The organism is Stenotrophomonas maltophilia (assembly GCF_001274595.1).
GTDB classification, from domain to species: Bacteria; Pseudomonadota; Gammaproteobacteria; order Xanthomonadales; family Xanthomonadaceae; genus Stenotrophomonas; species Stenotrophomonas forensis.
The window spans coordinates 4458139-4483178 of sequence record NZ_CP011010.1 but is presented as its reverse complement, the minus strand read 5'-3'; the positions used below and the strand labels follow the sequence as shown (position 1 = coordinate 4483178).

General features: G+C 67.4%; 23 protein-coding genes. 13 read left to right on the top strand and 10 right to left on the bottom strand.

Translation table 11 applies throughout. The annotated features are described in order from the left end of the window. Positions 1–46: 46 nt before the first annotated feature. Both VN11_RS20400 and VN11_RS22625 read left to right on the top strand, forming a co-directional pair. Positions 47–1471 carry a short-chain fatty acid transporter gene (locus VN11_RS20400; RefSeq protein ID WP_187299783.1) on the top strand — a complete coding sequence of 475 codons (1425 nt, stop codon included), beginning with the start codon at positions 47–49 and terminating at the stop codon, positions 1469–1471. Positions 1472–1743: 272 nt separating this feature from the next. Continuing rightward, entirely contained in the window at positions 1744–1902 is a 159-nt protein-coding gene (locus VN11_RS22625; RefSeq protein WP_014038817.1) for a hypothetical protein, read from the top strand. Between the two features lie 54 nt (positions 1903–1956). Here the strand turns inward: VN11_RS22625 and VN11_RS20395 are convergent, their stop codons facing one another. Continuing rightward, complete coding sequence (locus VN11_RS20395; protein WP_053451057.1) at positions 1957–2583, bottom strand: YiiX/YebB-like N1pC/P60 family cysteine hydrolase; 627 nt, start codon at positions 2581–2583, stop codon at positions 1957–1959. An 81-nt stretch (positions 2584–2664) separates the two neighbouring features. On the opposite strand from VN11_RS20395, the gene VN11_RS20390 reads away from it, so the two are divergent. The 3 genes from VN11_RS20390 to VN11_RS20380 all read left to right on the top strand — a co-directional run bounded on the left by VN11_RS20390 (position 2665) and on the right by VN11_RS20380 (position 6496). Next, positions 2665–3177 (top strand): hypothetical protein, encoded by a 513-nt coding sequence (locus tag VN11_RS20390; protein WP_053451056.1) that lies wholly within the window; start codon positions 2665–2667, stop codon positions 3175–3177. 77 nt (positions 3178–3254) lie between these two features. Beyond that, complete coding sequence (locus VN11_RS20385; protein ID WP_053451055.1) at positions 3255–5090, top strand: M3 family metallopeptidase; 1836 nt, start codon at positions 3255–3257, stop codon at positions 5088–5090. Continuing rightward, positions 5087–6496, top strand: a complete 1410-nt coding sequence (locus tag VN11_RS20380; protein ID WP_053451054.1) for a TPM domain-containing protein — start codon at positions 5087–5089, stop codon at positions 6494–6496. The genes VN11_RS20385 and VN11_RS20380 overlap by 4 nt, the downstream gene beginning before the upstream one ends. Before the next feature lies 1 nt (position 6497). On the opposite strand, the gene VN11_RS20375 is transcribed toward VN11_RS20380, so the two are convergent. From VN11_RS20375 to VN11_RS20365, 3 genes are read right to left on the bottom strand one after another with little or no spacing between them, the layout of a single operon-like run. Then, on the bottom strand, positions 6498–7169 hold the full coding sequence (locus tag VN11_RS20375) for a VOC family protein (protein ID WP_053451053.1): 672 nt from the start codon (positions 7167–7169) through the stop codon (positions 6498–6500). A 58-nt stretch (positions 7170–7227) separates the two neighbouring features. Then, complete coding sequence (locus tag VN11_RS20370; RefSeq protein WP_053451394.1) at positions 7228–8340, bottom strand: alpha/beta hydrolase family protein; 1113 nt, start codon at positions 8338–8340, stop codon at positions 7228–7230. 13 nt (positions 8341–8353) lie between these two features. Next, a complete protein-coding gene (locus VN11_RS20365) occupies positions 8354–9181 on the bottom strand; it encodes an AraC family transcriptional regulator (RefSeq protein ID WP_053451052.1) in 828 nt (275 codons plus the stop codon). Between the two features lie 186 nt (positions 9182–9367). Here VN11_RS20365 and VN11_RS20360 point away from each other — a divergent pair, with 186 nt between their 5' ends. The 3 genes from VN11_RS20360 to VN11_RS20350 all read left to right on the top strand — a co-directional run bounded on the left by VN11_RS20360 (position 9368) and on the right by VN11_RS20350 (position 13672). Beyond that, positions 9368–9781, top strand: coding sequence for a hypothetical protein (locus VN11_RS20360; RefSeq protein WP_053451051.1), 414 nt, complete (start codon positions 9368–9370; stop codon positions 9779–9781). A 187-nt stretch (positions 9782–9968) separates the two neighbouring features. After that, complete coding sequence (locus VN11_RS20355; protein ID WP_080374980.1) at positions 9969–12371, top strand: TonB-dependent receptor plug domain-containing protein; 2403 nt, start codon at positions 9969–9971, stop codon at positions 12369–12371. Further along, positions 12371–13672, top strand: coding sequence for an aminotransferase class V-fold PLP-dependent enzyme (locus tag VN11_RS20350; RefSeq protein WP_053451049.1), 1302 nt, complete (start codon positions 12371–12373; stop codon positions 13670–13672). Before VN11_RS20355 ends, VN11_RS20350 begins: the two co-directional genes overlap by 1 nt. A 70-nt stretch (positions 13673–13742) precedes the next feature. On the opposite strand, the gene VN11_RS20345 is transcribed toward VN11_RS20350, so the two are convergent. Genes VN11_RS20345 through VN11_RS20330 form a run of 4 tightly spaced genes read right to left on the bottom strand, consistent with a single transcriptional unit; the run spans position 13743 to position 17618 of the window. Then, positions 13743–15257 carry a PLP-dependent aminotransferase family protein gene (locus tag VN11_RS20345; protein ID WP_053451048.1) on the bottom strand — a complete coding sequence of 505 codons (1515 nt, stop codon included), beginning with the start codon at positions 15255–15257 and terminating at the stop codon, positions 13743–13745. 9 nt (positions 15258–15266) lie between these two features. Then, positions 15267–15869 (bottom strand): DUF6436 domain-containing protein, encoded by a 603-nt coding sequence (locus VN11_RS20340; RefSeq protein ID WP_053451047.1) that lies wholly within the window; start codon positions 15867–15869, stop codon positions 15267–15269. Next, positions 15869–16147 carry a hypothetical protein gene (locus VN11_RS20335; RefSeq protein ID WP_238581832.1) on the bottom strand — a complete coding sequence of 93 codons (279 nt, stop codon included), beginning with the start codon at positions 16145–16147 and terminating at the stop codon, positions 15869–15871. Before VN11_RS20335 ends, VN11_RS20340 begins: the two co-directional genes overlap by 1 nt. A gap of 55 nt (positions 16148–16202) precedes the next feature. Beyond that, a complete protein-coding gene (locus VN11_RS20330) occupies positions 16203–17618 on the bottom strand; it encodes a PLP-dependent aminotransferase family protein (protein WP_053451045.1) in 1416 nt (471 codons plus the stop codon). A gap of 183 nt (positions 17619–17801) precedes the next feature. On the opposite strand from VN11_RS20330, the gene cyoA reads away from it, so the two are divergent. From cyoA to VN11_RS20305, 5 genes are read left to right on the top strand one after another with little or no spacing between them, the layout of a single operon-like run. Further along, positions 17802–18707: a ubiquinol oxidase subunit II gene (gene cyoA, locus VN11_RS20325; protein ID WP_053451044.1), complete on the top strand. Its 906-nt coding sequence runs from the start codon at positions 17802–17804 to the stop codon at positions 18705–18707. Between the two features lie 5 nt (positions 18708–18712). Next, positions 18713–20689: a cytochrome o ubiquinol oxidase subunit I gene (cyoB, locus tag VN11_RS20320; RefSeq protein ID WP_006474876.1), complete on the top strand. Its 1977-nt coding sequence runs from the start codon at positions 18713–18715 to the stop codon at positions 20687–20689. Beyond that, a complete protein-coding gene (gene cyoC, locus VN11_RS20315) occupies positions 20686–21321 on the top strand; it encodes a cytochrome o ubiquinol oxidase subunit III (RefSeq protein ID WP_080374979.1) in 636 nt (211 codons plus the stop codon). The genes cyoB and cyoC overlap by 4 nt, the downstream gene beginning before the upstream one ends. A 1-nt stretch (position 21322) precedes the next feature. Then, positions 21323–21655 carry a cytochrome o ubiquinol oxidase subunit IV gene (cyoD, locus tag VN11_RS20310; protein ID WP_006474871.1) on the top strand — a complete coding sequence of 111 codons (333 nt, stop codon included), beginning with the start codon at positions 21323–21325 and terminating at the stop codon, positions 21653–21655. Positions 21656–21666: 11 nt separating this feature from the next. After that, positions 21667–22347 carry an SCO family protein gene (locus VN11_RS20305; RefSeq protein ID WP_053451043.1) on the top strand — a complete coding sequence of 227 codons (681 nt, stop codon included), beginning with the start codon at positions 21667–21669 and terminating at the stop codon, positions 22345–22347. Positions 22348–22434: 87 nt separating this feature from the next. On the opposite strand, the gene VN11_RS20300 is transcribed toward VN11_RS20305, so the two are convergent. Both VN11_RS20300 and VN11_RS20295 read right to left on the bottom strand, forming a co-directional pair. Then, complete coding sequence (locus VN11_RS20300; protein WP_053451042.1) at positions 22435–23010, bottom strand: hypothetical protein; 576 nt, start codon at positions 23008–23010, stop codon at positions 22435–22437. Next, complete coding sequence (locus VN11_RS20295; RefSeq protein ID WP_053451041.1) at positions 23010–24788, bottom strand: S8 family serine peptidase; 1779 nt, start codon at positions 24786–24788, stop codon at positions 23010–23012. The genes VN11_RS20300 and VN11_RS20295 overlap by 1 nt, the downstream gene beginning before the upstream one ends. Positions 24789–25040 lie beyond the last annotated feature (252 nt).

The following is a 25040-nucleotide window of genomic DNA, read 5'->3' as shown; positions in this document are numbered from 1 at the left end:
CACCCCACCGCCCAGAATCGGTCCATCGAACCTGGGAGGGTAGGCGATGGCCTCGACGGCAGCAGTACAGGACGGCTGGATGGCGCGCGCTGCATTGCGCTCGGCCGCCTGGGCGGAAAAGTGGTTCCCCGATGCGTATGTGTTCGCGGTGCTGGGCGTGGTCATCGTTGCGCTGGCCGCGATGGGCTTCGGCTCGACCCCGCAGGCTACCGCCAGCGCCTTCGGTGACGGCTTCTGGAGCCTGATTCCCTTCACCATGCAGATGGCCTTCGTGGTCATCGGTGGCTATGCCGTGGCCACTGCGCCGGTGGTCGCGCGCTTCATCGACTTCCTCGCCCGGGTGCCACGCACCGGCCGTGGCGCGGTGGTGTACGTGGGCCTGGTCAGCATGCTGGCCTCGCTGCTCAGCTGGGGCTTCTCGCTGGTGTTCGGCGGCCTGCTGGTGCGGGCGCTGGCGCGCCGTACCGAGCTGCGCATGGACTACCGCGCGGCCGGTGCGTCGGCCTATCTCGGCCTGGGGGCGGTGTGGGCGATGGGGCTGAGTTCGTCGGCCGCGCAGCTGCAGGCCAACCCGGCCAGCATGCCGCCGGGGCTGGTGGAGATCACCGGCGTATTGCCGTTCACCGAAACCATCTTCCTGTGGCAGTCGATCGCGCTGACCGCGGTGCTGATCCTGGTCTCGCTGCTGATCGCCTGGTTGACCGCGCCGGCCGGCAGCAGCGCCCGCACCGCCGAGGATTTCCCTGGTGCCGCGCAGGCCGAGCCGGAACCGCTGCAGCGACGCACGCGCCCAGGCGAATGGCTGGAGTACAGCCCGCTGCTGACCGTGCTGCTCTCGCTGCTGGCGTTCGGCTGGCTGTTCAACGAGTTCGCCAACAAGCCGGTGGTCACCGCCATCGCCAACCTCAACACCTACAACTTCCTGTTCATCTCGCTGGGCCTGCTGCTGCACTGGCGGCCGCGCAGCTTCCTCAACGCGGTGGCCAAGGCGGTGCCAAGTACCACCGGCGTACTGATCCAGTTCCCGCTGTACGGCGGCATCGCCATGATCCTGACCCACGCTGCCGGCGGTGACGGGCAGACGCTGGCGCACCGGTTGTCGAGCCTGTTCGTGCACGTGGCCAGCACCGATACCTTCGCCCTGGTGATGGGCGTCTACTCGGCGGTGCTCGGCTTCTTCGTGCCGTCCGGTGGTGGCAAGTGGATCATCGAGGCGCCGTACGTGATGCAGGCCGCCAACGAACTGAAGGCGCACCTGGGCTGGGCGGTGCAGGTCTACAACGCGGCCGAAGCGCTGCCGAACCTGATCAATCCGTTCTGGATGCTGCCGCTGCTGGGCGTGCTCGGCCTGAAAGCACGCGACATCGTCGGCTTCACCTTCATCCAGCTGCTGGTGCATATCCCGCTGGTGCTGGGCCTGCTGTGGCTGCTGGGCATGACCCTGGCGTATGTGCCGCCGGTGATGCCTTGAATCCAGTGCAGGTGTTCCTGCAGCAGGGCACAGCCGCCACGTTCAGCGCGCGTTCCCGGCCGCGGCAGCCATGAATGCGCGTTGCCCCGACGCGGGCATGAGCACATGCCGAACCCGCATGAATCCTTCATGGGCTTGTGCTGCAAGGGGCTTGGCGTGTTCATTCACGCGCGTACACACAGGTGTAGCCGCCCACGCACGCGTGATTAACCAATCGCTGCAGACGATGGCCCCGTCCACCGCATTTCGCGCGTGGCTTTCGGAGAACGGACATGGCACAGCAGAACCAGAACCCGAACCAGAAGCAGCCGGGCCAGCAGAACCAGCAGGATCAGCAGCAGGGCCGTCGTGACCAGCAGCAACAGCAGCAACAGGATCAGCAGCGCAAAGAGCGCAACCAGCAGCAGGGCGGCCACGACGAAGAAGAATGACCACGCGCGGTACGCGGCGTGACCGGTGAAGCCCCGCCTCGTGCGGGGCTTCGCTTATTCCAGCACGCCGATACGCTGCAGCACCGGCGCGGCCGACATGTCGTTGGGGTTGGTGCCGGGCTGATCCTGCGGAACCTCCATGCCCATGCCGTGGTACAGGTCCACCCAGTGCTGGGCGATCTGCCCGGTCTGCGGATTGCGGAAGTTCATCGGCTGCAGCGCGAACACGTGATGCGCGCGGAAGGCGCGTTCGATGAAGTCCGAGCAGTAGTAGCTGTCCTCGTTCAACACGTATGACGTGTTGTACGGCTTGCCGAGCATGGTGCGTGCGGTGGCGACCGCATCCTTGATGGTCGCCTGCTGCGGCGCACGCAGGCGATAGACCACGATCTGCCGATGCTTGGCACGAGCGTCCTGGCGGAACGCGGACAGCGACTGCCGGCGCGAGCCCTTCTCGTCGGCGTGCAGTACCTCCCACCCTTTCGGCGCGGAAGCGACCAGCGCGACGTGATCGAAGCTGGGTGCGCCCTGCTTGCCGGTGGCATCGTCGATGGCCGCGCTGAGGCCGCTGCGGCCGGCAGTCACGAACAGCAGGTCGCCTTCGCGGACATCGACGGCCATTGCCACGGCCGGCCACAGGGCGGGTAGTAGCAGGCCGATCAGGAGCAGGAAGCGATGCATGGAATTCTCGGACAGGCAGAATGCAGCGATTGTAGGGGGCGCGGTAGCATGGGGCGACCCAACCGGATTCAGGATGAGCCCATGCGTCGATACCGTTCTGCCGCAGTGCTGGCGCTGGCCTGTGGCGTGGCGCTGGTTGCCTGCACGCCCGAGCCGCCGCCAACGCCCACGGAAACCGCACCGGCCGCGCTCGCGCCGGCATCCACGGCCGCAGCAGTTCAACCTGCGCCGGCGCCGGCCAGTGCTGAATGCCCTTATCCGCAGTTCGATGCGTTCCTGAAGCACTTCGGCCACGAGATCGCGCTGCAGGAAAAGGCCACCGCCGACCCATTGCTGGACAGCTACATCGATGCCGAGGCCGAGCCGGAACCGCGCAAGGTCGAAAGCCGCCTGGCACTGGCCGACGTCGAATGGCCGGTGATGCCTGATCCCGCCGCGCTGGCCGGGCAGGGGCGCGAGATGCAGGTCAGTGCGCTGGCCGATGGCCAGCGCCAGGTGCAGATCCGCACGCCGGACAGCAGCGACCAGCAGACCTACACCTTCGCGCAGGCGCCGTGCTGGACGCTGGTCAAGCGCGAGGACGAGTCGATCTGAAGGACGCCTGATCCGGCACAGGCGCGGGGCGGCAGCGGCTGCTAGGCTCAAGGCCTGGTCCAGGCAGGGAGACGCCGATGCAGGCTCGCAGGATGCGCACTACCGCAGTCGTTGCCGTGATTCTGGCGATGGCCCCTCTTGCCGGTATCCGGGCGGAATCGCTGCAGGCCGATGATCGTGCCTACTTCGCCGATGCGGCGGCCGAGCAGCGCGCGCGTGATGCGCTGGAGAAGCAGCTGGAGGCCCTGCAGCATGCGGCCGGCATTGCGCCCGCGCAACGTTTCCAGCAGGCCGAGGCCATGCAGGCACAGTGCCTGCGCCATCATGCCTACCTGCACCTGCAGGCCGCCCGCAACGCGCGCGACCACCGACCGGCACAGGCGCTGGACCAGGTGATGGGGCTGTGCAGCCGCATCGCCCGAACTGCTCGCGCTGCACTGCGTGAGGCGCCCGTTGACGCCGAGTGGACAGCACCGTATGCGTTCCTGCGCGCGCGTGCACTGAAGGAAGCCGCCGTCCCGGCCGATGCCGCGCTGGATGAGGCGGTGGACGCCCTGGCGGATCCGGCGCTGGACAGCTTCGCGCGCCTGCGTGGGCAGATCCTGCGCAGCGCCGAGTACCCGCAGATCGAGCGCGATGGACGGCACTGGGATACCGGGCACGACAAGCAGGCGCTGGCCCGGCATCCGGACCGCGCGCTGCGCGAGGCCGGTTGGAAGGGCTACTGGCAAGGTCTTCAATCACGCCGGGAGCCGATGGCCTCGGTACTGCTGGGGCTGGTGCAGGTGAACGATGCCGCCGCACGCCTGCAGGGCGATGGCTCGGCCCCGGCGCGTGGTTACCAGCGCATGGGCCTGGATACATCGGCGGTGGATGCGACGTTGCTGGCAATCGAACATCATGCTGGCGATCGGCGTGGCTACCAGAACATGCTGCTGCGCCACGCCGCGCGCTCGGGCATCGATGCGCCGCAGCTCTGGGATACCACGGTGCCCGATGCCGGATACACCCCGCCGGTGCTGGCGCTGCCGCAGCTGCGCGACACCGCCGCCGATGCCATGCAGCACCTGGGCCCGGCGTATGTTGGCGAGCTGCGCGCGCTGCTCGATCCGGCCAACCGGCGCATGGACCTGGCCACCGAGCGCGGTGACCGCAGCCTGGATGCCTTCCCGGTGAGCGCACCTGGCGCACCGGCAATGCTGTTCGTCGGCGTGCGCAGCGGCGAGCTGGAGAGCGATGTCGAGATCGCGCACGAAGCCGGTCACGCGCTGCATGGCGAGTGGATGCAGCGTGGCCATGCGTCGCCGCTGCAGCGCAATGGCAGCCCATGGCTGACCGAGGCGTTCGCCATCTACAACGAACTGCGCTTCCGCGACCAGCTGTACCAGCAGGCGCAGGACCCGCGGGCCAAGGCCTACTACCTGAAGTCGCTGCTGGACGACATGGTGCTGCAGCTGTTCACCTCGTCCGAGGAGGCGCAGCTGGAGCAGTCGATCTACCGGGGCGTGGCCGACAACACGCTGGGTACCGCCGATGACCTGGATGCGCTGACCGGCCAGGTGCTGGCGCGCTTCGGCCAGGATCCGGAGCACTATCCGCAGCTGCGCAACAGCTGGATCGGCAAGCGCCTGATGTATGACGACCCGAACTATCTGGTGAACTACCTGTATGCAGGGCTGTTGGCCGTGCAGCTCTACGTGCAGGACCAGCGCGACCCTGAGCGGTTCCGTCAGCGCTATCTGGCCGTGCTGGGCGAAGGCTTTGATCGCGCGCCGAACGAGCAGGTGGCACAGCTGCTGGGGCAGGCGCCGGATTGGCCGGCCCTGGTGGATGCCGATCTGCAGGTGTTCAACCAGTTGGCCGCACAGCTGCGGGCATTGCATGCGCGGATCGAGCAGGGGCAGGGGGCATGAGCCGGCTGCGCGCGGTCAGGCGGAGCTGGGCCACGGTAGGGCTGTTGCTGCTGTGCCTGTTGCCGATGATGGCGATGGCGATGGCCGCCGAGGCGGTGCCGGCGCTGGATGATCCGGTGGTGGACACCGCCCATGCGCTGTCGGCGGACACCCGCAACGCGCTGCGCACGCAGGCGCTACAGCTGCAGGCGCGTACGGGCGCGCAGCTGCAGGTGCTGGTGGTCGACCGGGTTGGCGAAGAGGGCATCGAAGCCTATGCACAGCGGGTGTTCGAGCAATGGCAGCTGGGGCGCGCCGGTGTCGATGATGGCGTGCTGCTGCTGGTGGCCGTGCAGGACCGCCGCGTGCGCCTCCAGACCGGCTATGGCCTGGAGGGTGCGATTCCCGATGCCTATGCCGCGCGCATCATCGACAAGGCGATCGTGCCGCGCTTCCGCGAGGGCGACCTCGACCAGGGGCTGCTGGATGGAACGAAGGTCGTGGTCGCGCTGATCGATGGCGAGGCGTTGCCGGGCTGGGAAGACCCGTCGGCACGCAACGTGCTGCCGCCGGACTGGCGCAGCGCGGATTCGGTGGTTGCCCTGTCGCTGCTGGCCGGCTTCCTCGCCGGGCTGTGGCGGTCGCCGCCCTCGCGGCCCGAGGCAAGGACGCCGGACGACTTCGCGCGCAGGTATCGCCAGCGCCGGCGCGGAACATCGCGTGCGGCCGCCACGCCGCAGACACGACCGAAGCGGTTACCGGCCTGGGGCCGCCCGGTGCTGGTGACTGCGGTGATCGCCGCCGGTGTGCTGGCGGCGGCGCTGTGGGCACCCCGCCAGGCAATGGCGGCGCTCTGCTTCGTGCTGGCGCTGTGCGTACCCGTGGCGAGCCTGCTCGGCTGGTGCTGGCGCCGCAGCCGGGGCCTGCGCGTTGTATTGCTGGGCCTGCTCGGGGCCAATGGGGTGTTCTTCGGGGTGATGCTGCTGCGGGGCCAGTTGCCGCCCAGCCTGGCCCTGCACGTGTTGCTGGACCTGGCCGTGGGTATTGCCGCGATGCTGGTGTTTTTCATCGTACAGGCCGGCCGCGCGCGCTGGCACAAGGATCGCGGCAGCTTCGCGGTACGGTTCACGGTGTTGTTGCTGCTGAGCGCCGGCTACGCACTCTTCGCACTGCTGGCCATCGATCGGGCCGAGCCGGCGGCGCGCCTTGCGGCGACGATCGGGTGGAGTGCGGGCACGCTGGTGCTGTACTTCGTGTGGATCTTCACCCTGCTGCCGGCTGACAGGGCACGCGGCGGCCTGCGCTCATCCGGTGGCTCTCGCAGCGCGTCCAGCAGTGCGTCGTCACGTTCATCCTCGAGCAGTTCCAGCGATTGGTCCGGTGGCGGCGGGCGCAGCGGCGGCGGTGGCGCGTCGGGCAGCTGGTAGTTCAGGCAGCCTGCACCCGCCACCCCAGCGAAGCGTCTTCCACAACACCCGCGCCGCCTACATCGCCGACCTGCAGCTGCAGGCCCTGCGCGTTGGGCAGATCCTTCTGCTCGGGGAACCAGCGGCGATCGGCCGCCACCACGATCAGCAGGCCCTCGTCGTCGCCCATCGGCGCGAACTGCGGCGACGGCGGGCTGATCGGCTGCAGGCCGAAGCGCTGGCTGGCCTGCTCGCGCACGCTGTCGACATCGTGGCTGGGCAGGCCGACTTCGCTGAGGCAGGTCAGCTCGCCGCCGTGGAAAGCGCCTTGGCGCGTGCTGCCCGGCAGGCGGCGGCGACCGATCAGTTCCAGGATCAGGCCATCGGGACCGGTGAAGTACACCGACTGCGATTGCCAGCTGCTTTCCAGCGCGAAGTAGTCCAGTCCGGCTGGATTGCGTTGCAAGGGGGTGCGCTCGCGCAGCCAGGCCATCGCCTCGCCGAAGCGGTTGTCGGGCACGTTGAAGGCCAGGTGCACGCCGCCGACCGGATGATCAGCGGCGGGCTGCAGTTCGATCGTGCTCCAGCCGACGTGCACGTGGTTGCCGACCACGCGCTGCTGCAGCACGTCGTGGAAGTACGCGGCGACGGTGGCCACGTCGGACACTGGCAGGGTCAGGTGGAGCAGGCGCATGATCGATCCTCCGTGGAGCGCATGCGCCGAGTTTAATCCTGCGGGGATTGCGCACGTGTCACCGTAGATGCAACGGTTCGTTATCGTGCGGCTCACGCAGCGCAGCGTCGAAGAACCCCGTCGCTGCATCCACCGTCCGCCGGTGGGTTCCCGCCGTTGACGTCGCAGCGGTGCACAGGTCCGGTAGCCGCTGCACGCCGGCAGCCGTACAGGTGGACAGGAAATCGTAGTGGCCGACGCCCGCCAGGCGCAGCAACGTCGCACCCGGAATCAATGCCTGTGCGGCTTCGCCATTGCTCGTCGGAGGGGCAACCTTGTCAGCATCGCCCAGCACGATCGACACCGGCAGCTGCAACGAGGACAGCTGCCCGGGCGCGAACGCCTGCACGATCGCGGGTGCCAGCAGGAACACCGCGCGCACGCCGGGAAGGGCGCGCGCGTCGTCAGAGTGGGAGATCCAGGGGGCCAGTGCAGGGGAGGCCGCGGCGGCCAGGCGCGCTTCCATGGTGTGCGTGGCGGCCTCCTGCTGGGGCCGGCAGACGCCGTCATCCGGATGTGCACGGCAGAACGCCAGCAGCCGTTGCAGGTCGGGCCGTGCACCGGCGGCCAGCAGCGCGGTGTAGCCACCGGCCGAGAACCCGACCACCCCCAATCGACTGCGATCGACGTGTGCACCGAGCACCGGATCGGCCTGTACCGCCGCCAGCGCAGCGCGCAGATCATCGGCACGCAACCAGCTCAGCACGCTGCCCGGCAGGGTCATCGGATCGGCACCGTTGTTGCCGGGATGATCGACCGCGATCACCAGATACCCGGCGCGCGCCAGCGCCGTGCCCAGCCAGCCCATAATGCGCGCGCTGCCGCCATTGCCATGCGAGAGCAGCAGGGTGGGCAGGCGCGTGCCCGCAACCGGTGCATCCAGCGCTGCACGTCCGACGTCAAACAGGGGCGCATCGGGCGGGCCGATGGTCAACGCGGTTTCGCGGCTGCCGGCCTGTGCCGGATACCAGACCGTGTAGCGCAGCGCGTCGCGGTGCTGCACATCGCGCACCGCGGCGCTGTCCACCGTCGTGGTGCCGTGGCGCTCGCCGGCCAACCCGGTTTCGTCGGCGGCGGTGACGCTCGCCAGGCCGATCAGGATCATTCCCAGCACAGTGGCCTTCATGCGCATCTTCAACTCCATGTCAGCGAGGGCGTTGGTCCACCGGCAACCAGATTTCCACGCCGCCATTGCCGGTGTGCTCATCGAAGCGGGCGTCGTAGCGTTCCAGGTCCGGCGCATCGGCCAGGCTGAGGCCCGAGTGGGGAAGGTAGTGGTCCAGCAGCCAGAACCAGGTGGAGCGGATGCTGGAGATGTGCCCGCCGTGCCAGGCCACCAGATAGCGACGTGCGGGCACCGTGACCCGTTGCCAATGCGCGGGTACAGTCGATCGCGCGCTGGCCGGCAGTGCCGCGATGTAGTCGAAGCCGCCGTCGTCATCGCTGTTGCAGCACACGCCGAAGCTGATCGGCGCTGGCGTTGGCCATTCGCGGTTGAGCTGCGCCCACTGCCCGGGAATCGCACCGCCACTGTCACGGGTGTGGCGCATGCCGATGCCGGCAACCTGGAAGGCGGGGGTGTCGAGCAGGCGCGGAGCTTCCGTGCAGGCGGCCGGCGCTTCATCCACGCGTATTGCCTGCACCAGTGCCAATCCAGCGATGCCATTCTCGCGCACCCGCTCCGGCGTCTGCCCGAACTGTTCGCAGAAGGCGCGGGTGAACGCGGCATGGGTGGTGTAGCCCGCCGCCAGTGCCACCGGCAGGATGTCACCCGCACCCTCGGCCAGTCGCTGCGCGGCGGCGCTCAGGCGCCGCCCCCGCAGGTAGCGCACCACCGAGGTGCCGGTGCGGGCCTGGAACAGGCGTGACAGGTGGAACGGCGAAAGCCCGGCCGCCGCTGCGATATCGGCCAGTGCCAGCGGTGAATCCGCATGCGTTTCGATGTACCACAATGCCTTGCCTGCCGCGCTCATCCGCCGTTTCCTGAAGCCGATGCCAGGCACAGTAGCGGATCGCGTGGCGCTTCGTTTAGCAGTTCTTGCGCTGCCGGGGCTTTGCCGCTTCCTGCGTACCGGCCACAATGCGCGCTTCATGGATGAGATCAGGAGCAGGAAGATGCGAACGACGGCGTGGGATGCCCGGCCAGTGGAGCCCGGCCGATGATCGAGATGATCCAGATGCTGCTCATGCTCTGGGTACTGCCCAGTCTGCTGACCCTGGCGCTGCTGCTGCTGATGTTGTTCGGCGCACCACGGTGGCGCGGCAATCCCTGGGTGTACCGCGCCGGCTTCGCGTTGCTGGGCGCGTGCCTGACACCGACGTTGTTTGCGGCTGGTCACGGTGGATTGCCGTGCGCGACCATCGGCGGGCTGGTGATGATACTGACGCAGCTGCAGTGGATCGGCGATCTGCAGGCCGACGTCATGGGCATCGGAATTCGCAACCGCGGCGTCTGGATCATGTCCACTCCCGCCCTGGTGGTGTTCGCCGCCCTGATGTTCGTTCCGCTGCGAACGGCGCGGCCGGCCCGTTTCGGCTTTGGCGACGACGGCAACGGCAACGGCAACGGCTAGCCCCTGTACGCGGGGATGGGGCGTGGGGCGGTAATGGGGTGTGGCAGGGGCCAACCTGGGTTGGCGCATCAAGCTGTCGTACTCACGTCATGGCTCCTTCACAGATCGCGCCGAGACTGCGCGCCTTGTCCAGCCCTGTTGTGCCTGCGCAGGTGCTGGCCCTGTCGTGTCTTTCCGGAGCCCTGCCGTGCATCGTTCGAAGCTTTCGCGTTCCATCCTCCTTGCCCTTTCCATGGCCAGCGCAGGAGGCGCGATCGCAGCGGAGGCCGATGCGGTCGATGCCTCGGCAGGCAGCCGCGCGACGCCCACCCAGCTCGATGCGATGCTGGTCACCGGCACCCGCGCCTCCAACCGCACCCAGTTCGAAACGCTGGCGCCGGTGGATGTATTCACCAAGGAAGACATCAAGTCGGTTGAATCCACCGACCTGAAGGACGTGCTGGCCCAGCTGGTGCCGTCGTTCGTGGTGCAGCGCCTGCCGATGGCCGACGGCCAGGTGTTCGTGCGCCCGGCTACCCTGCGTGGCCTGTCGCCGGACCAGACGCTGGTGCTGGTCAACGGCCGCCGTTTCCACCGCAGCGCGTTGCTGGGCAACCGCGGTGCGCAGGCGGCCGATCTGGCGCAGATTCCGACCAGCGCGATCAAGCGCATCGAAGTGCTGCGCGATGGTGCCTCGGCGCAGTACGGCTCGGACGCCATCGCCGGCGTCATCAACATCATTCTCGAGGATGGCCCCGGCACCGAGATCACCGCCGGCTATTCGCAGTATGCGCAGGGCGACGGTGCCTCGCGCGACTTCAGTGCGCGCACCGGCTGGTCGCTGGGTGACTACGGCAGCCTGGTGCTGTTCGCCGAATCGTCCAATTCCGATGCCACCTCGCGCACCCGCCAGCGCCCGGATGCCATCGCTTTCCAGGCCGCACATCCGGACCTGGACGTACCCAACCCGGTGCAGCGCTGGGGCCAACCGGACCTTGAAAGCCGCCGCGTCGGCTTCAACGTGAAGGCCAACGCCAGCGACACGCTGGAGCTCTATGCCTTCGGCCTGTACAGCCACAGCGACGGCGTCAGCGATTTCAACTGGCGCAACCCCGATACCACCACCGGCGCCTACCGTACGACCACGATCTTCCCCGGCTGGAACCTGCGCTCGATCTATCCGGTGGGCTTCAGCCCGCAGTACGGCAACGTCCAGAACGACCTGCAGCTGGTGGGTGGCCTGCGTGGCGAGATCACGCCCAAACTGCGTTGGGATGTCAGCGCGTCGTATGGCCGCAACGCCATCGACTACAGCCTGAAGAACTCGATCAATGCCTCGCTCGGTCCGGCCAGCCCGACCGCGTTCGATCTCGGCCGCCTGACCCAGACCGAGAAGAACGCCAACGCCGACTTCAACTACGAGTGGGACGTGGCCGCGCTGGCCAAGCCGATCAACGTCGCCTTCGGTGGCGAGTTCCGCCAGGAGACCTACCAGGTGCGTGCCGGTGACCCCGCCTCGTATGCGGTGGGTCCGGGCGCAGCAGCGGGCCTGGAAGCCAATTCCAATGGCGCACCGGGCTTCTCGGCCAGCCAGGCCGGGCAGTGGAGCCAGCGCAGCAAGGCGGCCTATGTGGATATGGAGGTGCCGCTGGGCGAGCGCTGGAGCATCGGCGCGGCCAGCCGCTATGAAGACTTCTCCAGCTTCGGCAGTACGCTGGACGGCAAGCTCTCGGCGCGCTTTGCAATCACCCCGGACGTGGCCCTGCGCGGTACCGTGTCCACCGGCTTCCGTGCACCGACCCCGGCGCAGCTCAACACCACCAGCACCACGCAGGGCCTGGACACGCGCACGCTGCAGATCTTCACCAGCGGCCGCCTGTCGCCGAATGATCCGCTGGCCCAGCTGCTCGGTGCCAAGCCGTTGAAGCCGGAGGAATCGCGTACCGCCTCGCTGGGCCTGACCTGGCGCACCGACCTGGGCCTGTCCGGCTCGGTGGATGTGTACCAGATCAAGCTCACCGACCGCTTCAGCCAGTCGGCCAGCTTCGCCATTCCGGCCGGCACGCCCAACCCGCTGGGCTACACCTCGGTGAACTACTTCACCAACGACTTCGACACCACCACCACCGGCGTGGACGTGGTCGGCAACTACCTGCGCGACCTCGGCGCGGGCCGCATGACGCTGACCCTGGCCTACAACTACAACCGCACACGCGTGGACAACGGCAGCACCTCGGTGGCCACCAACGAGACCCAGCGCGTGCTGTTCGAAGACCGCCTGCCCGAGCACAAGGGCAGCCTGACCGGCAGCTGGGACATCGGCGCCTGGTCGCTGATGGCGCGCATGCGCTACTACGGCGCCTGGACCGACTCCAGCGGCAACGCCGTGGGCGACATCTACCAGCGTTTCGGCGCGATGAGCTTCCTTGACCTGGCCGTGGGCTACCGCATCAACGAACACCACAGCCTGCGCGTGGGCGCCGACAACGTGTTCGACCGCTACCCGGATGAGGCCACCTTCCAGGCCAGCCGTGGCCTGGTCTATTCGCGCAACGCGCCGTACGACACCGATGGCGCCAACCTCTACGCACAGTACCGGTTGAGCTTCTGATGGACCGTACCCGTCGTTCCCTGCTGCGTGCCGGCACCTTGCTGCCGGCCGCCGCCGTGCTGCCTTCACTGCCTGCCCAAGCGGCCGCGCGCTACGCTGGGCCGATGGAGATTCCTGCGAAGACCGTGGCACCGGAAGAGCTGGCCCACGATGAAACCTACTGGTCCGCGGTGGCCAGTCACTTCGACATCACCGACGAAGTGAACCACCTGGAGAACGGCTACTGGGGTGCGATGGGGCGCGAGACGCTGGCCAGCTACCAGCGCCACACCGCCGAGGTGAACCGTGGCAATGCGTGGTATGGCCGCCGTGAATTCCCGGCGCAGTACATGGCGGTGCAGCGGCAGGTGGCCGAAATGCTGGGCGTGGCGGCCGACGAGATCGCGCTGACCCGCGGCGCCACCGAGGCGATGCTGGCCCTGATCGGCGGCTACAACCGCCTGCAGCCCGGTGACCAGGTGCTGTACGCCGACATCGACTACGACAGCATGATCGGCGCGATGCGCTGGCTGCAGCAGCGTCGCGGCGCGCAGGTGGAGCGCATCGCACTGCCGGCAGTGCCAGACCACGCGCAGATCCTGCAGGCCTACGAGGCCGCGTTCGCGCGCCTGCCGCGGCTGAGGCTGATGCTGCTGACCCAGGTCAGCCACCGCCACGGGCTGGTGCTGCCGGTGGCGGAAATCGCCGAGCGTGCGCGGGCGCGCGGCATCGATGTGATCGTCGATGCGGCGCACGGCTTCGGCCAGATCGACTATGCGGTGCCAGACCTGAAAGCCGACTTCGTTAGCATCAACCTGCACAAATGGATCGGTGCACCGGTCGGCGTTGGCGCGATGTACGTGCGCAAGGGCCGCGTGGCGGATCTGGACCCGTACATGGGCGAGACCGACGATGGCCGCGTGGGCAGCCGGGTGCACACCGGCACGGTCAACTTCGCCGCCTACCTGGCACTGCCGGAAGCGATCGCATTGCACCAGCGCATCGGTGCGGCCAACAAGCAGGCGCGCCTGCGCTACCTGCGCGAGCGCTGGACAGAGCCGGCACGGCAGATGGCGCATATCGAAGTGCTGTCCTCGCCGGACCCGGCGCTGGCCAGTGCGCTGGCCAGCTTCCGCCTGCGCGGGCGCACCAGCACGGCCGACAACATCGCGCTGCAGAAGCGCCTGCTGGATGAGCATCGGGTGTTCACCACGCACCGCGACGGGCTTGATTCCGGCGCCTGCGTACGGGTGACGCCGTCAGTGTTCACCCGGCCGGAGCAGATGGATGCATTGGTGAAGGCTTTGGCGGCATTGGGGTAGTGCCGGCCGCTGGCCGGCAACCTCATGATCCGTGCACGCCGTTGCCGGCCAGCGGCCGGCACTACCAGGCCTACCGCTCGATCGCCGGCAACGCATCGGACAACAACAACCGGTCAATCCGCCGCAGCGCACTTTCCAGTTGCCGGCGGTCCGCCGCCAGCCCCAGTGACAGCCGCACGCCGTTCTGATGCAGCACCCCGGGCGGGCAGAACGCCGATGAGGGCGCAATGGCCAGCCCCTGCAGCTGCGCGGTGCGTACCAAGGTGGCATCGGTCCACGGCGCCGGAACCCGGCACCAGGCATGCAGGCCTTCGGCGCGCTGCAGCAGCGACGGTGCCAGCAGATAGCGCGCCATGCGCATGCGCTCGCGCGCCTCGCTGCGTACCTGCGCCAGCAACGATTGCGCCGAGCCATCCAGCAGCAACTGGCTGGCCAGCGCCGACACCAGCGGATGACCCATCAAGCGGGTCGCCCGCAGCGCGGCCGTCATCGACTCGGCATGCGCCGCATCCGGGCATTGCACGAAGGCCGTGCGCAAGCCTGGGCTGATCACTTTCGACAGCGTGGCCACGTAGAACACGTGGCGTGGGGCCAGGGTTGCCAGCGCTGTCGGCGCGTCCTCGGCGAGGTGCCAGTACGGATCGTCTTCGATCGCCAGCAGGCCTTCGCTTTCCAGTACGCGCGCCAACGCTTCGCGCCGCTGCAGTGGCAGGGTCAGCGCCGTCGGGTTCTGGCAGGTCGGATTGAGATAGACCAGCCGCGCGCCGCTTTCGCGAGCCTGCCGGGCCAGTGCCTCGGGGCACATGCCGTGTTCGTCGCTGTCCACTGGCAGCAGGCGCCGGCCCAGTGCGGCCGCTGCCTGCAGCAACCCCGGGTAGACCAGCGTGTCGCACAGGATCGCATCGCCATCGCGGCTCTGGCTGAGCAGGATCGCCGCCAGCGCGACCTGGGCGCCTTCGGTCAGCAGCAGGCAGGCGTCGTCCACGGTGCCCAGCATCGGCCGCAGCCAGCGCGCCGCCGCATGGCGATCGGTCGGGTTGCCGCCGCCCAGGTGGTAGGTCATCAGGTTGGGCGCGTTGCTGCGCGCAAGTACGGCGGCGGCGCCACGGCGCAGCGTCTCGGCCAGTGCATCGGCATCGGGCACCGGCGGCACGTTCATGCTCAGGTCCACCACCTGCTCGAAGCCGGCCTTGGGCGGTGCGATGAAACTGCCCTGCGGACCGCGCGCCTCGATCAGGCCACGCTTGCGTGCTTCATCGAAGGCACGGGTGACCGTGGTCAGGTCGACGCCGAGCTGCAGCGCCAGTGCGCGCTGCGAAGGCAGGCGTTGTCCTGGTGCAAGGCCGCCGCGACGCACCGTGCGTTCCAGCGAATTGACGATGCGCAGGTAGATTGGCCCAGTGTGCGCGAGCACGTCCTGTACCCATTCGCGGGCTGCGACATCCGGTCGCGGCATGTAGGGAGCATGTCGGGGCGTATCGTTGCTTCCAACGGCGGGAGCCTGTCCATAACCATCGGTCGGTTCGGGCAGGTGACCGCCGTTGTTGTTTACGGCGGTCGCGCCGGCCAGTCTCGGTGAAGTCATTGCGCGTCCTCAGCGCGGGGCGTGCCAGGGGCAGTAACAGCCCACGGCAAGCAGTCCTTTCGGGCGTACGGTTTCGCCGCGCACCAGTTTGTCCAGCAGCGGTTCGACGAAGCTGTTGGCCGAGTTGCAGACCATGCCGATGCTGTACGGGCCGGCATACGCCAGGTGGCCCTGCCGGTCCCAGATCGCCACCGCAGGGCTGGCCGGAATGTGTTCGATGCCGTCGATGGTCGGCAGCTGGATCACCTTGCTGCGCAGCGGCTCGGGCAGTTCGCCCTCGGTACCGGGGCGGCGGATCGCATAGAAGTCGATGCCGGCGCGGCGGTACATGCTGATCAGGTAGCTCAGGTGTGCGCCGGTTTCGCGGTTGCAGACCGCGCAGGCCGGGTCCCAGAAATGCACCACGCGGATGCGGCCGGTATCGCCGGCCAGATTGGCCGGCAGGCGCAGCTGCGAGTCGTCGAAGACGATGGCCTGTTCGGTGAAGGTGGATTGCGCGCCGTAGCCGAAGTACTGCCACAACGCCGCCGCCACGCCGGCCATGAACAGGCAGGCGAGGGCGATCATCGTCGGCAGCAGCCAGCGGCGCGCGCGCGGCGCGGCTGCGCCCATCAGGACGCGTCTCCGCCGAACTTGTGCACGTACTGCTTGCGCATCTCGCGGCAGGAGTCGGCCTGCGCGCGGCGCTGGATCTCGCTACGCGCCGGATCCTCGCTGCGCTGCACGCACTGCTCGATGGCGTGGCGCTCGGCGGCCTGCACATCCACGGTCTGCGGCTGCAGGCAGACCCAGGCCAGCGCGGCCAGCATCAGCACCACAAAGCCACCGCACCCGGCCATCACCAGGTGGAACTTCAGTTTCTCGACGCGCATCGACGCTCGTCCCTTCATCCATACATTGCATACAAAATATCATCTTGTATGGATGGCGCGCCATGCGCACGCTTCAGACGATGGCGCTGTGCCGCGCTTCGGGGGCTTCGGACAGGATCTCGTTCAGCTTGGCCAGCGCCCCGGCCAGCGCACCCTGGTCAACCGCGCCGCCCAGCGACAGGCGGATCGCGTTGCCCGGTGGCGGTTCCTCCACACTGAAGGCGTCTGAGCTGGCAATGCCCAGGCCTTGTTCCTGCGCGGCCTGGATCAGCCGGTACTGGTCCAGCCGTGGCGGCAGCGGCAACCAGACATGCAGGCCGGCCGGATGGGCGCGGGCACGCGAAGGCAGGTACTGCGCGGCAATCGCCTGGCGTTCGCGCAGTTCCTGCTGGAAGCGCTGCACCATGTCCTGGGCCTGGCCGCTGCGGATCCATTGCGAGGCCACGGCCACCATCGACTGGGTCGGCATCAGCGCGATCGCGCGCAGCGCATCCAGCACCGGTTCCATCGGCTCGCCGGCCGGCACCACCAGATAGGCGGTGCGCAGGCCCGGCGCCAGGCACTTGGACAGGGTGGAGATGTAATAGACCGGGCAGCCGACGTCGCGGTGGGCGGCCAGCGGCGGCGCGGCGTCCCCGGCCAGCAACCAGTAGGGATCGTCTTCGATCACGGTCAGATCGTGGCGCTTTGCCACCGCCAGCAGCGCCTGCCGGCGCTGTGCCGACATCGTCGCCGTGGTCGGGTTCTGGATGGTCGGCACCAGGTACAGCAGGCGCGGGCGGCGCAGCTGGCAGGCTTCTTCCAGCGCGTCCGGCAGCATGCCTTCGGCGTCCATCGCCACCGGCACCACGCCCCGCTGCAGCACGCGCGCGGCGGCCAGCAGGCCGGGGTAGGTCAGCTGTTCGGCGGCGATCAGCTCGCCCGGCTGGGTACGGGCCAGGATCAGTGCACATAGCGCGGTCTGCGCACCGGGGCAGATCACCACCTGGTCGGCCCCCACGGTGCCCAGCATGGGCGCCAGCCACTGCACGGCGGCGGCGCGGTCCTCACGGGTGCCGGCACCGACGTGGTAACTCATCAGCTCGCCCTGGCCCAGCTGCTGGCCCACGTGCTGGAAGCCGGCTTCCATGCCCTGCGCGAACGGGGCGCTGCCCAGCAGCGGCGGGATGTTCATGCTCAGGTCGACCGAGGTGCTGCGGTTGCCGGCCGACAGTGCAATGAAGGTGCCGCCAGCGCCCTGCGCATCGAGCAGGCCGGCCTGGCGAAGTTCGGCAAAGGCGCGGGTGACGGTGGTCAGGTCCACGCCCACCTGTTGGGCCAGGTCGCGCTGCGGCGGCAGGCGGTCGCCGGGGCGCAGCACGCCGTCATCCACCGCCTCGCGCACCTGCTGGGCAATCTGCAGATACAGCGGTCCGGCGCCCTCGCGGAAGGGGCGAACCCAGGTGCGGTTGGGATGTTTCAGGCGGCGGCCGGCGGCAGGAGGCGTCATCGGTCAGATTTTTCCATACGTGCAGATGCACAAGTCCATACAATCATGTATCTTGTATGGGCTTGATTGGAGTGGATCGCCTTTTTGTAGGCGACCTCGTACCCACAGTGTAGCCGCTCCACGCCCGGGCGCTGCGCGCAGGCGAGCCGGTCAAGCGCGCTTCTTCAACAGGGTTGACCTCCAATGAATATCTGCTGGAACCGCATCCGCCTGGCGCTGGTCGCCCTGGCCTGCGTCGGCCTGTCGGGCTGTGACTGGGTGCTGCTGGATTCGAAGGGCATGGTCGGGCTCGCCCAGCGCGACCTGATCCTGATCTGCATCGGCCTGATGCTGATCGTGGTGATACCGGCCATCGTGCTGACCTTTGTGTTCGCCTGGCGTTTCCGCGCCGGCAACACCAAGGCGAAATACACGCCGGACTGGTCGCACTCCACCAAGGTGGAGATCGTGGTCTGGGGCGTGCCGCTGGTCATCATCGCGGTGTTGGCGGTGATCGTCTGGCAGTCCACCCACGAACTGGACCCGTACAAGCCGCTGGACGTGGCCGGTGAACCGCTGCACGTGGACGTGATCGCCACCGACTGGAAGTGGGTGTTCGTATACCCGGACCTGGGCATCGCCACGGTCAACCAGCTCAACTTCCCGGCCAACCGCCCGCTGGCGTTCAGCATCACCTCCAACTCGACGATGAACACCTTCTTCATCCCGCAGCTGGGTGGGCAGATCTATGCGATGGCCGGCATGCGCACGCAGCTGCACCTGATCGCCAACGAGCCGGGCCAGTTCCGCGGCATGTCCGGCAACTACAGCGGGCATGGCTTCTCGAACATGAAGTTCATCGCCACCGCCAGCAGCAACGAAGACTTCGAGCGCTGGGTGGCCGAGGTGCGCAGCGCGCCGCAGGCACTGGATTTCAACCAGTTCAAGGCGCTGGCCGCGCCGTCGAAGAATGCACCGGTACAGCACTTCTCCAGTGTCGAGCCGCTGCTGTTCAAGAAGGTCATCGACCAGTTCATCGGCGTGGGTGAGAACACCGCTGCCGCCACCCCGGCGGGCGCTGCCGGTGGTGCCCAGGTTTCCCAGGAGTAACGAACATGTTGGGCAAATTGACGTGGGAGGCCGTGCCGCTGCACGAGCCGATCGTGGTGGTCACATTGGCGGCCATGGTGCTGGGTGGCCTCGCGCTGCTCGGCGCGGTGACGTACTTCAAGCTGTGGGGCCCGCTGTGGCGTGACTGGTTCACCACCGTGGACCACAAGAAGATCGGCATCATGTACGTGGTGGTGGCGCTGGTCATGCTGGTGCGTGGCTTCGCCGATGCGCTGATGATGCGCGCGCAGCTGGCCGCGGCCGGCCCGGGCAGTGACGGCTTCCTGCCACCGGAACACTACGACCAGATCTTCACCGCGCACGGCGTGATCATGATCTTCTTCGTGGCCACCCCGTTCGTGGTCGGCCTGATGAACATCATCGTGCCGCTGCAGATCGGCGCGCGCGACATGGCGTTCCCGTTCCTCAACGCCTTCAGCTTCTGGATCTTCGTGGTCGGCGCCGCGCTGATGATGATCTCGCTGGGTGTTGGCGAATTCGCCATGACCGGCTGGGTCGCCTATCCGCCGCTGTCGGGTATCGAGTTCAGTCCAGGGGTGGGTGTCGACTACTACATCTGGGCGTTGCAGGCCTCCGGTATCGGAACATTGCTGACCGGCGTCAACCTGTTCATCACCATCCTGCGCATGCGTGCGCCGGGCATGACCCTGATGAAGATGCCGGTGTTCACCTGGACCGTGCTGGTCACCAGCGTGATCATCATCGCCGCGTTCCCGATCCTGACCGTGGCGCTGGGCGCGCTCACCCTGGACCGCTACCTGGACTTCAACTTCTACACCAACACGTTGGGTGGCAACCCGATGATGTACGTGAACCTGGTGTGGGCCTGGGGCCATCCGGAGGTGTACATCCTGGTGCTGCCGGCGTTCGGCATCTTCTCCGAAGTGACCGCCACGTTCGCGCGCAAGAAGCTGTTCGGCTACAAGTCGATGGTGGGCGCCACGCTGGCGATCGGCATCCTGTCGTTCATCGTCTGGCTGCACCACTTCTTCACCATGGGCTCCGGTGCCAGCGTCAATGCCTTCTTCGGCATCATGACGATGATCATCGCCATTCCTACCGGCGTGAAGATCTTCACCTGGCTGTTCACCATGTATGGCGGCCGCGTCGAGTTCAGCGTGCCAATGCTGTGGACCATCGCGTTCCTGGTCACCTTCACCATCGGTGGCATGACCGGCGTGCTGCTGGCCATTCCGGGCGCGGACTTCCTGCTGCACAACAGCCTGTTCCTGGTCGCCCACTTCCACAACACCATCATCGGCGGCGCGCTGTTCGGCTACCTGGCCGGATTTGCCTACTGGTTCCCGAAGGTGTTCGGCTTCACCCTCAACGAGCGCCTGGGCAAGTGGTCGTTCGCCTGCTGGGTGATCGGCTTCTACCTGGCCTTCATGCCGCTGTACATGCTCGGCTTCATGGGCATGACCCGGCGCATGAACCAGTACGACAACCCGGCCTGGACGCCGTACCTGATTGCTGCCTTCATCGGTGCGCTGTTCGTGTTCGCCGGCATCATCCTGATGCTGGTGCAGATCTACGTGAGCGTGCGCGACCGCAAGCGCAACCTGGACCTGACCGGCGACCCGTGGAATGCACGCACGCTGGAATGGGCCACGCCGTCGCCGCCGCCGTTCTACAACTTTGCCGTGGTGCCCAAGGCCGATGAGCTGGACGCCTTCCACGAAGCGAAGAAGCGCGGCCTGCCGCCGCCGCCGAAGAAGTACGCGCCGATCCACATGCCGAAGAACACCGGCGTGCCGCTGATCCTCAACATCTGGATCCTGGTGCTGTGCTTCGCGCTGGTCTGGCACATCTGGTGGATGGCCGCCGCCAGCTTCATCGCCATGATCGTGACCCTGATCGTGCGCTCCTACGACGAGGACGTGGACTACTACGTCAGTTCCGAAGAGGTGGCGCGCACCGAGGCGGCCAACCTGGCCAAGCTGAAGGAGGTACGCGCATGAACCTGTTGACCCGCCCGGAGCTGGCCAGCGATACGCAGGCGCACGAGGACCACCACGCACACGACCACAGCCATGAGCAGGGCGGCATGAAGGTGTTCGGCATGTGGGTCTACCTCATGTCCGACCTGGTGCTGTTCGGTTCGCTGTTCGCCTCGTACGCGGTGCTCAGCACCGCCTACGCAGGCGGCCCCACCGGCAAGGACCTGTTCTCGCTGCCGTTCGTGATGGCCGAAACCTTCCTGCTGCTGGTCTCCAGCATCACCTACGGCCAGGCCGTGCTGGCAATGCACCGCCATGACGCTTCGGCAGTGCTGCGCTGGCTGGGCGTGACCTTCGTGCTCGGCGCCTCGTTCATCGGCATGGAGATCTACGAGTTCTCGCACCTGATCCACGAAGGCGCGGGCCCCAGCACCAGTGCCTACCTGTCGGCGTTCTTCGCGCTGGTGGCCACCCACGGCCTGCACGTGGCCAGTGGCCTGATCTGGATGGCAGTGGTGATGCACCAGGTCTACCGCCGTGGCCTGACCCCGACCAACATCACCCGCGTTTCGTGCCTGAGCCTGTTCTGGCACTTCCTGGACCTGGTGTGGATCTGCGTCTTCACCTTCGTCTACCTGATCGGAGCCTTCTGACATGGCCCACGTCGAAACCTCGCGCGCCGGCAATGCGCACGGCTCCACCAAGTCCTACCTGATCGGCTTCGTGCTGTGTGCGCTGCTGACCGTGGTGCCGTTCGCACTGGTGATGAACCCGGTGCTGTCGCGGCCGCTAACGCTGTTCCTGCTGGTCGGCTTCGCGGTGGCGCAGATCCTGGTGCAGCTGGTCTTTTTCCTGCACATGGACCGCAAGTCCGAAGGCGGCTGGAACCTGGCCAGCTTCGTGTTCACCCTGGTGATCCTGTTCATCGTCGTCGCACTGTCGGTCTGGATCATCTGGAGCATGCACTACCACATGATGATCAACTGAGCCTGCGAACCGTGAAAGGCATTGCGTTCCCCCATCGTGGCCTGCGCCTGGCCGCAGGCCTGCTGCTCGGACTGCTGGCCGGCTGCAGTGCGCAGTCGCGCATGGACTTCTATTCCAAGGACATCGCCTGCGAAGAACTCGGCCAGCACTGGTCGATGCCCGACAGCCACGGCACCGTGCGTGGCCCGGCGGATCTGCAGGGGCAGGTGACCTACCTGTTCTTCGGCTTCACCAGCTGCCCGGACGTGTGCCCGACCACGATGGTCGAGCTGAGCCAGGTCAAGCACCTGATGGGCAAGGACGCCGACCAGCTGCAGGTGGTGTTCGTCAGCGTCGATCCGGCACGTGATACGCCCGAGGTCGCCCGCACCTATGTGGAAGCGTTCGACCGCAAGGCGGTGGCGCTGGTCGGCAACGAGGCACAGTTGGCCGCCATGGCCAGCGACTTCAAGGCGTTCTATGAAAAGGAACCCGGCCCGATTCCGCAGACCTACACGATGAGCCACATTGCCGGTGGCTACGTGTTCGATCGCCAGGGCCGGCTGCGGCTGTTCGCCCCGTATGGCATGCCGGTGGAGAAGCTGTTCTCCGACGTGCAGCGCCTGCTGCTCGAGCCGGCCCACCCGGCGGCCGGCAGCGACCCGCTGGCCAGCTGCAGCCTGACCCACAACGGCACACTCGCCGCCCGCTGACGCTGGTGGGTGCCAACCTTGGTTGGCACACTCCTGATCCCCCGGCCGGCCAGGAGAGCCAACCGGCCGGGGGCACCACTCAACGCCTTACTTGGTTTCTTCCCACTGCACCACGTCCGGCTCGGTGGCGCGGATGCCGGCGGTGGACAGCAGCTTGGTGGTCGCATCCAGCGCCGCGTTCACCGACGGGTACTCCACGATGGCCTGGCCCGACGCCTTCGACACCTTCACCACGCTGCCGCCCGTGGCGCTTGCTGCGCGCTGGGCAGCGGCTGCATCGGTGAAGAACACCTTGACCCGCGACGTCGCCACCACCGGCGCTCCGTCGTGGGATACCGCCGCGGCGAACTTGCCGGCGCCGGCATCGGCAGGCGCGGCCGCTGCGCCGTCCAGCGAACGCTTGGTACGCGTGCTGGTGGCCGCCGCCTGCGAGGTGATCGTGAACCGACCGCCGCTGACCTGCTTCACCGTGGTCGTGGGAGACAGCTGGAAACGTGTGCCACCCACATCGAACGAGCGGCCGGTAGCGGACGCCTTCAGTTCCTGCGCATCCACGGTTGACGGGGTCCTGGCCGGAGGTGTCTGCCCCGAGCTCTGTGCCCAGGCAGGGGAGGTCATCGCCGCGAAGGCGAGCGTGCTCAACAGAATGGTCTTTTTCATCATCAGTGCCCCAGAACGCGGATCTTGAAGGATTCGAGGTTGCCACGCGATGCAGCAGTCGCGGCCTGCCCCATGTCGGTCACTTCCAGCGTCCAGGTGCCGGTGGCATTCTCATCCAGGAAGGCATTGCTGGACAGCAGGTCCCAGCTGGTGAAATTGCTCTGCGCGTTCCCCGTGCCCGAACCGATCGCGGTGAACGCCGGTTGCACCACGCTGCGGGTGCCGCTGGGCGAAACCAGCACGAACTGCAGCTGGCGCGTATTGCGGTGGTTTACCCGGAAGCCGAGCTGCACGCTTTCGATGTTGCGCGCGCCGTTGGCCAGCTGGAAGGTCAGGCGTGCCGCGGCAGCCGAGGTGTTGCCGATGACCACGGTGCGCGTGGTGGTGCGCCAGCCGCTGTCGACCAGCGGTCCCAGCGACTGGAAGTTCTCGGCGACCTCTACTGCACGCGCAGCATTGACCACGCCGAAGCCATACCAGTTGCTGTAGGCACGGTTGGCAGCGTTCACCGTCCAGCCCGGCACCAGCGTGCGCCCGTCGGCCAGTGTCACCGCCGGCTGGTTCGGGTGGTTGCGGGTGGCGGTGGTGGCCAGGATGTACTTCACATCGCGATAGGACAGGTTCGGATTGGCTTCCAGCACCAGCGCAGCCACGCCCGATACCATCGGTGCCGACGCTGACGTGCCGTTCATCTTGGCGGTGTAGTTGCAGGTGCTGTCGATGGCCGACTGGTTGCTGTCCAGCGTGTTCTCGCGGTTGGTGTTCTTGTTGCTGCCCTGCGCGCACCCGGTCACGTCGGTGGTGACGATGGCCGGGTCGTACGCGCGTGCCACCAGGCCCGGTGCGTACTGGGCCTGTAGGCCGTACTCACCGCCAAAGGCCGAGACCCACAGGGCCGAGCCGGTGGAGGAGTACGACGAGCGCACGCCATCGGCGCGCACGGCGGCAACGGTGATCACGTTGAACAGGTTGTTGCGCGGATCGCGGCCAGCCGGCACGCAGCCGGTGTTGCGGTTCTTGGTGTCATTGGTGCAGACATCGAAGGTGTTGCCGAGGTTGTCCTGCCAGTACCCGTTGTTGAAGTTGTTGCCGGCCGACTTCACGTAGATGCCGCCGCGGCCACCGCGCGTACCCGACAGCGCCTGCTCATACGAACGTATCGTGTTCTCGCTGTACGCCAACGGCAGGTTCGGATTGCCCGGGCCGGCGCCCCAGCTGTTGTTGAACACCTGCACGTCGGCCGATTCCGCGCCATCCCACCAGGCGTACTCGATGTTGCTCTGCTGGTTGCCCTGGGCGGAGCGCGAAATGGGGTTGAAGCCCTTCAGCGTTGCCGCCGGAGCCACACCACGCACGCCCAGGTTGTTGGCGCCCACCGCGCCGGCGATGCCGCCGACCATGGTGCCGTGGTTGTCGGCGTCCGGATTGGACGGGCTGGGATTGTTCGAACCATTGGCGAAGTTCTTGCCGGCCACGGCCGCCACGTTGGCGGCCAGGTCCGGATGCGCGATCTGCAGGCCGTCATCGACGATGGCGATGGTGACGCCCTGGCCGCGGATGCCGTTGCGGTACAGGCCATCCACGTTCAGATCGTTGCCGGCTACCGGCAGCGTGTCGGCCGGTACCGTCTGCCCGGTATTGCGCAGGTGCCACTGGATGCCCGCCAGCGGATCGGCCTGCTGGGCCTGTGCGGTGACGGCCAGGCTGCCCAGCACCAGGGCAGTGGCAAGGGCCAGCCGCGCGGAGCGCGGTGGCGCGGAGCGTTGCGTGTGTCGCTTCATACACGAATCCTTCTGTTGTGAATCGGCATGGCAGGACGGCGGGGCGGAACTGCCCCATCGCAACGAGCCAAACGCGAGACAACGAAGAACCCCCTACCTCTTCACAGCAGCAATCTGCGGATGTGCCAATTCCGTCACAAACACTTATGCCGTGGGGTAATGACGACGGCGTTGGCTCGCATCTGGGGGATGCCAACCCTTGCTGGCACCCGCACCCACGCATGGCGAGGATCTACCCGGCGTCATCGCGCG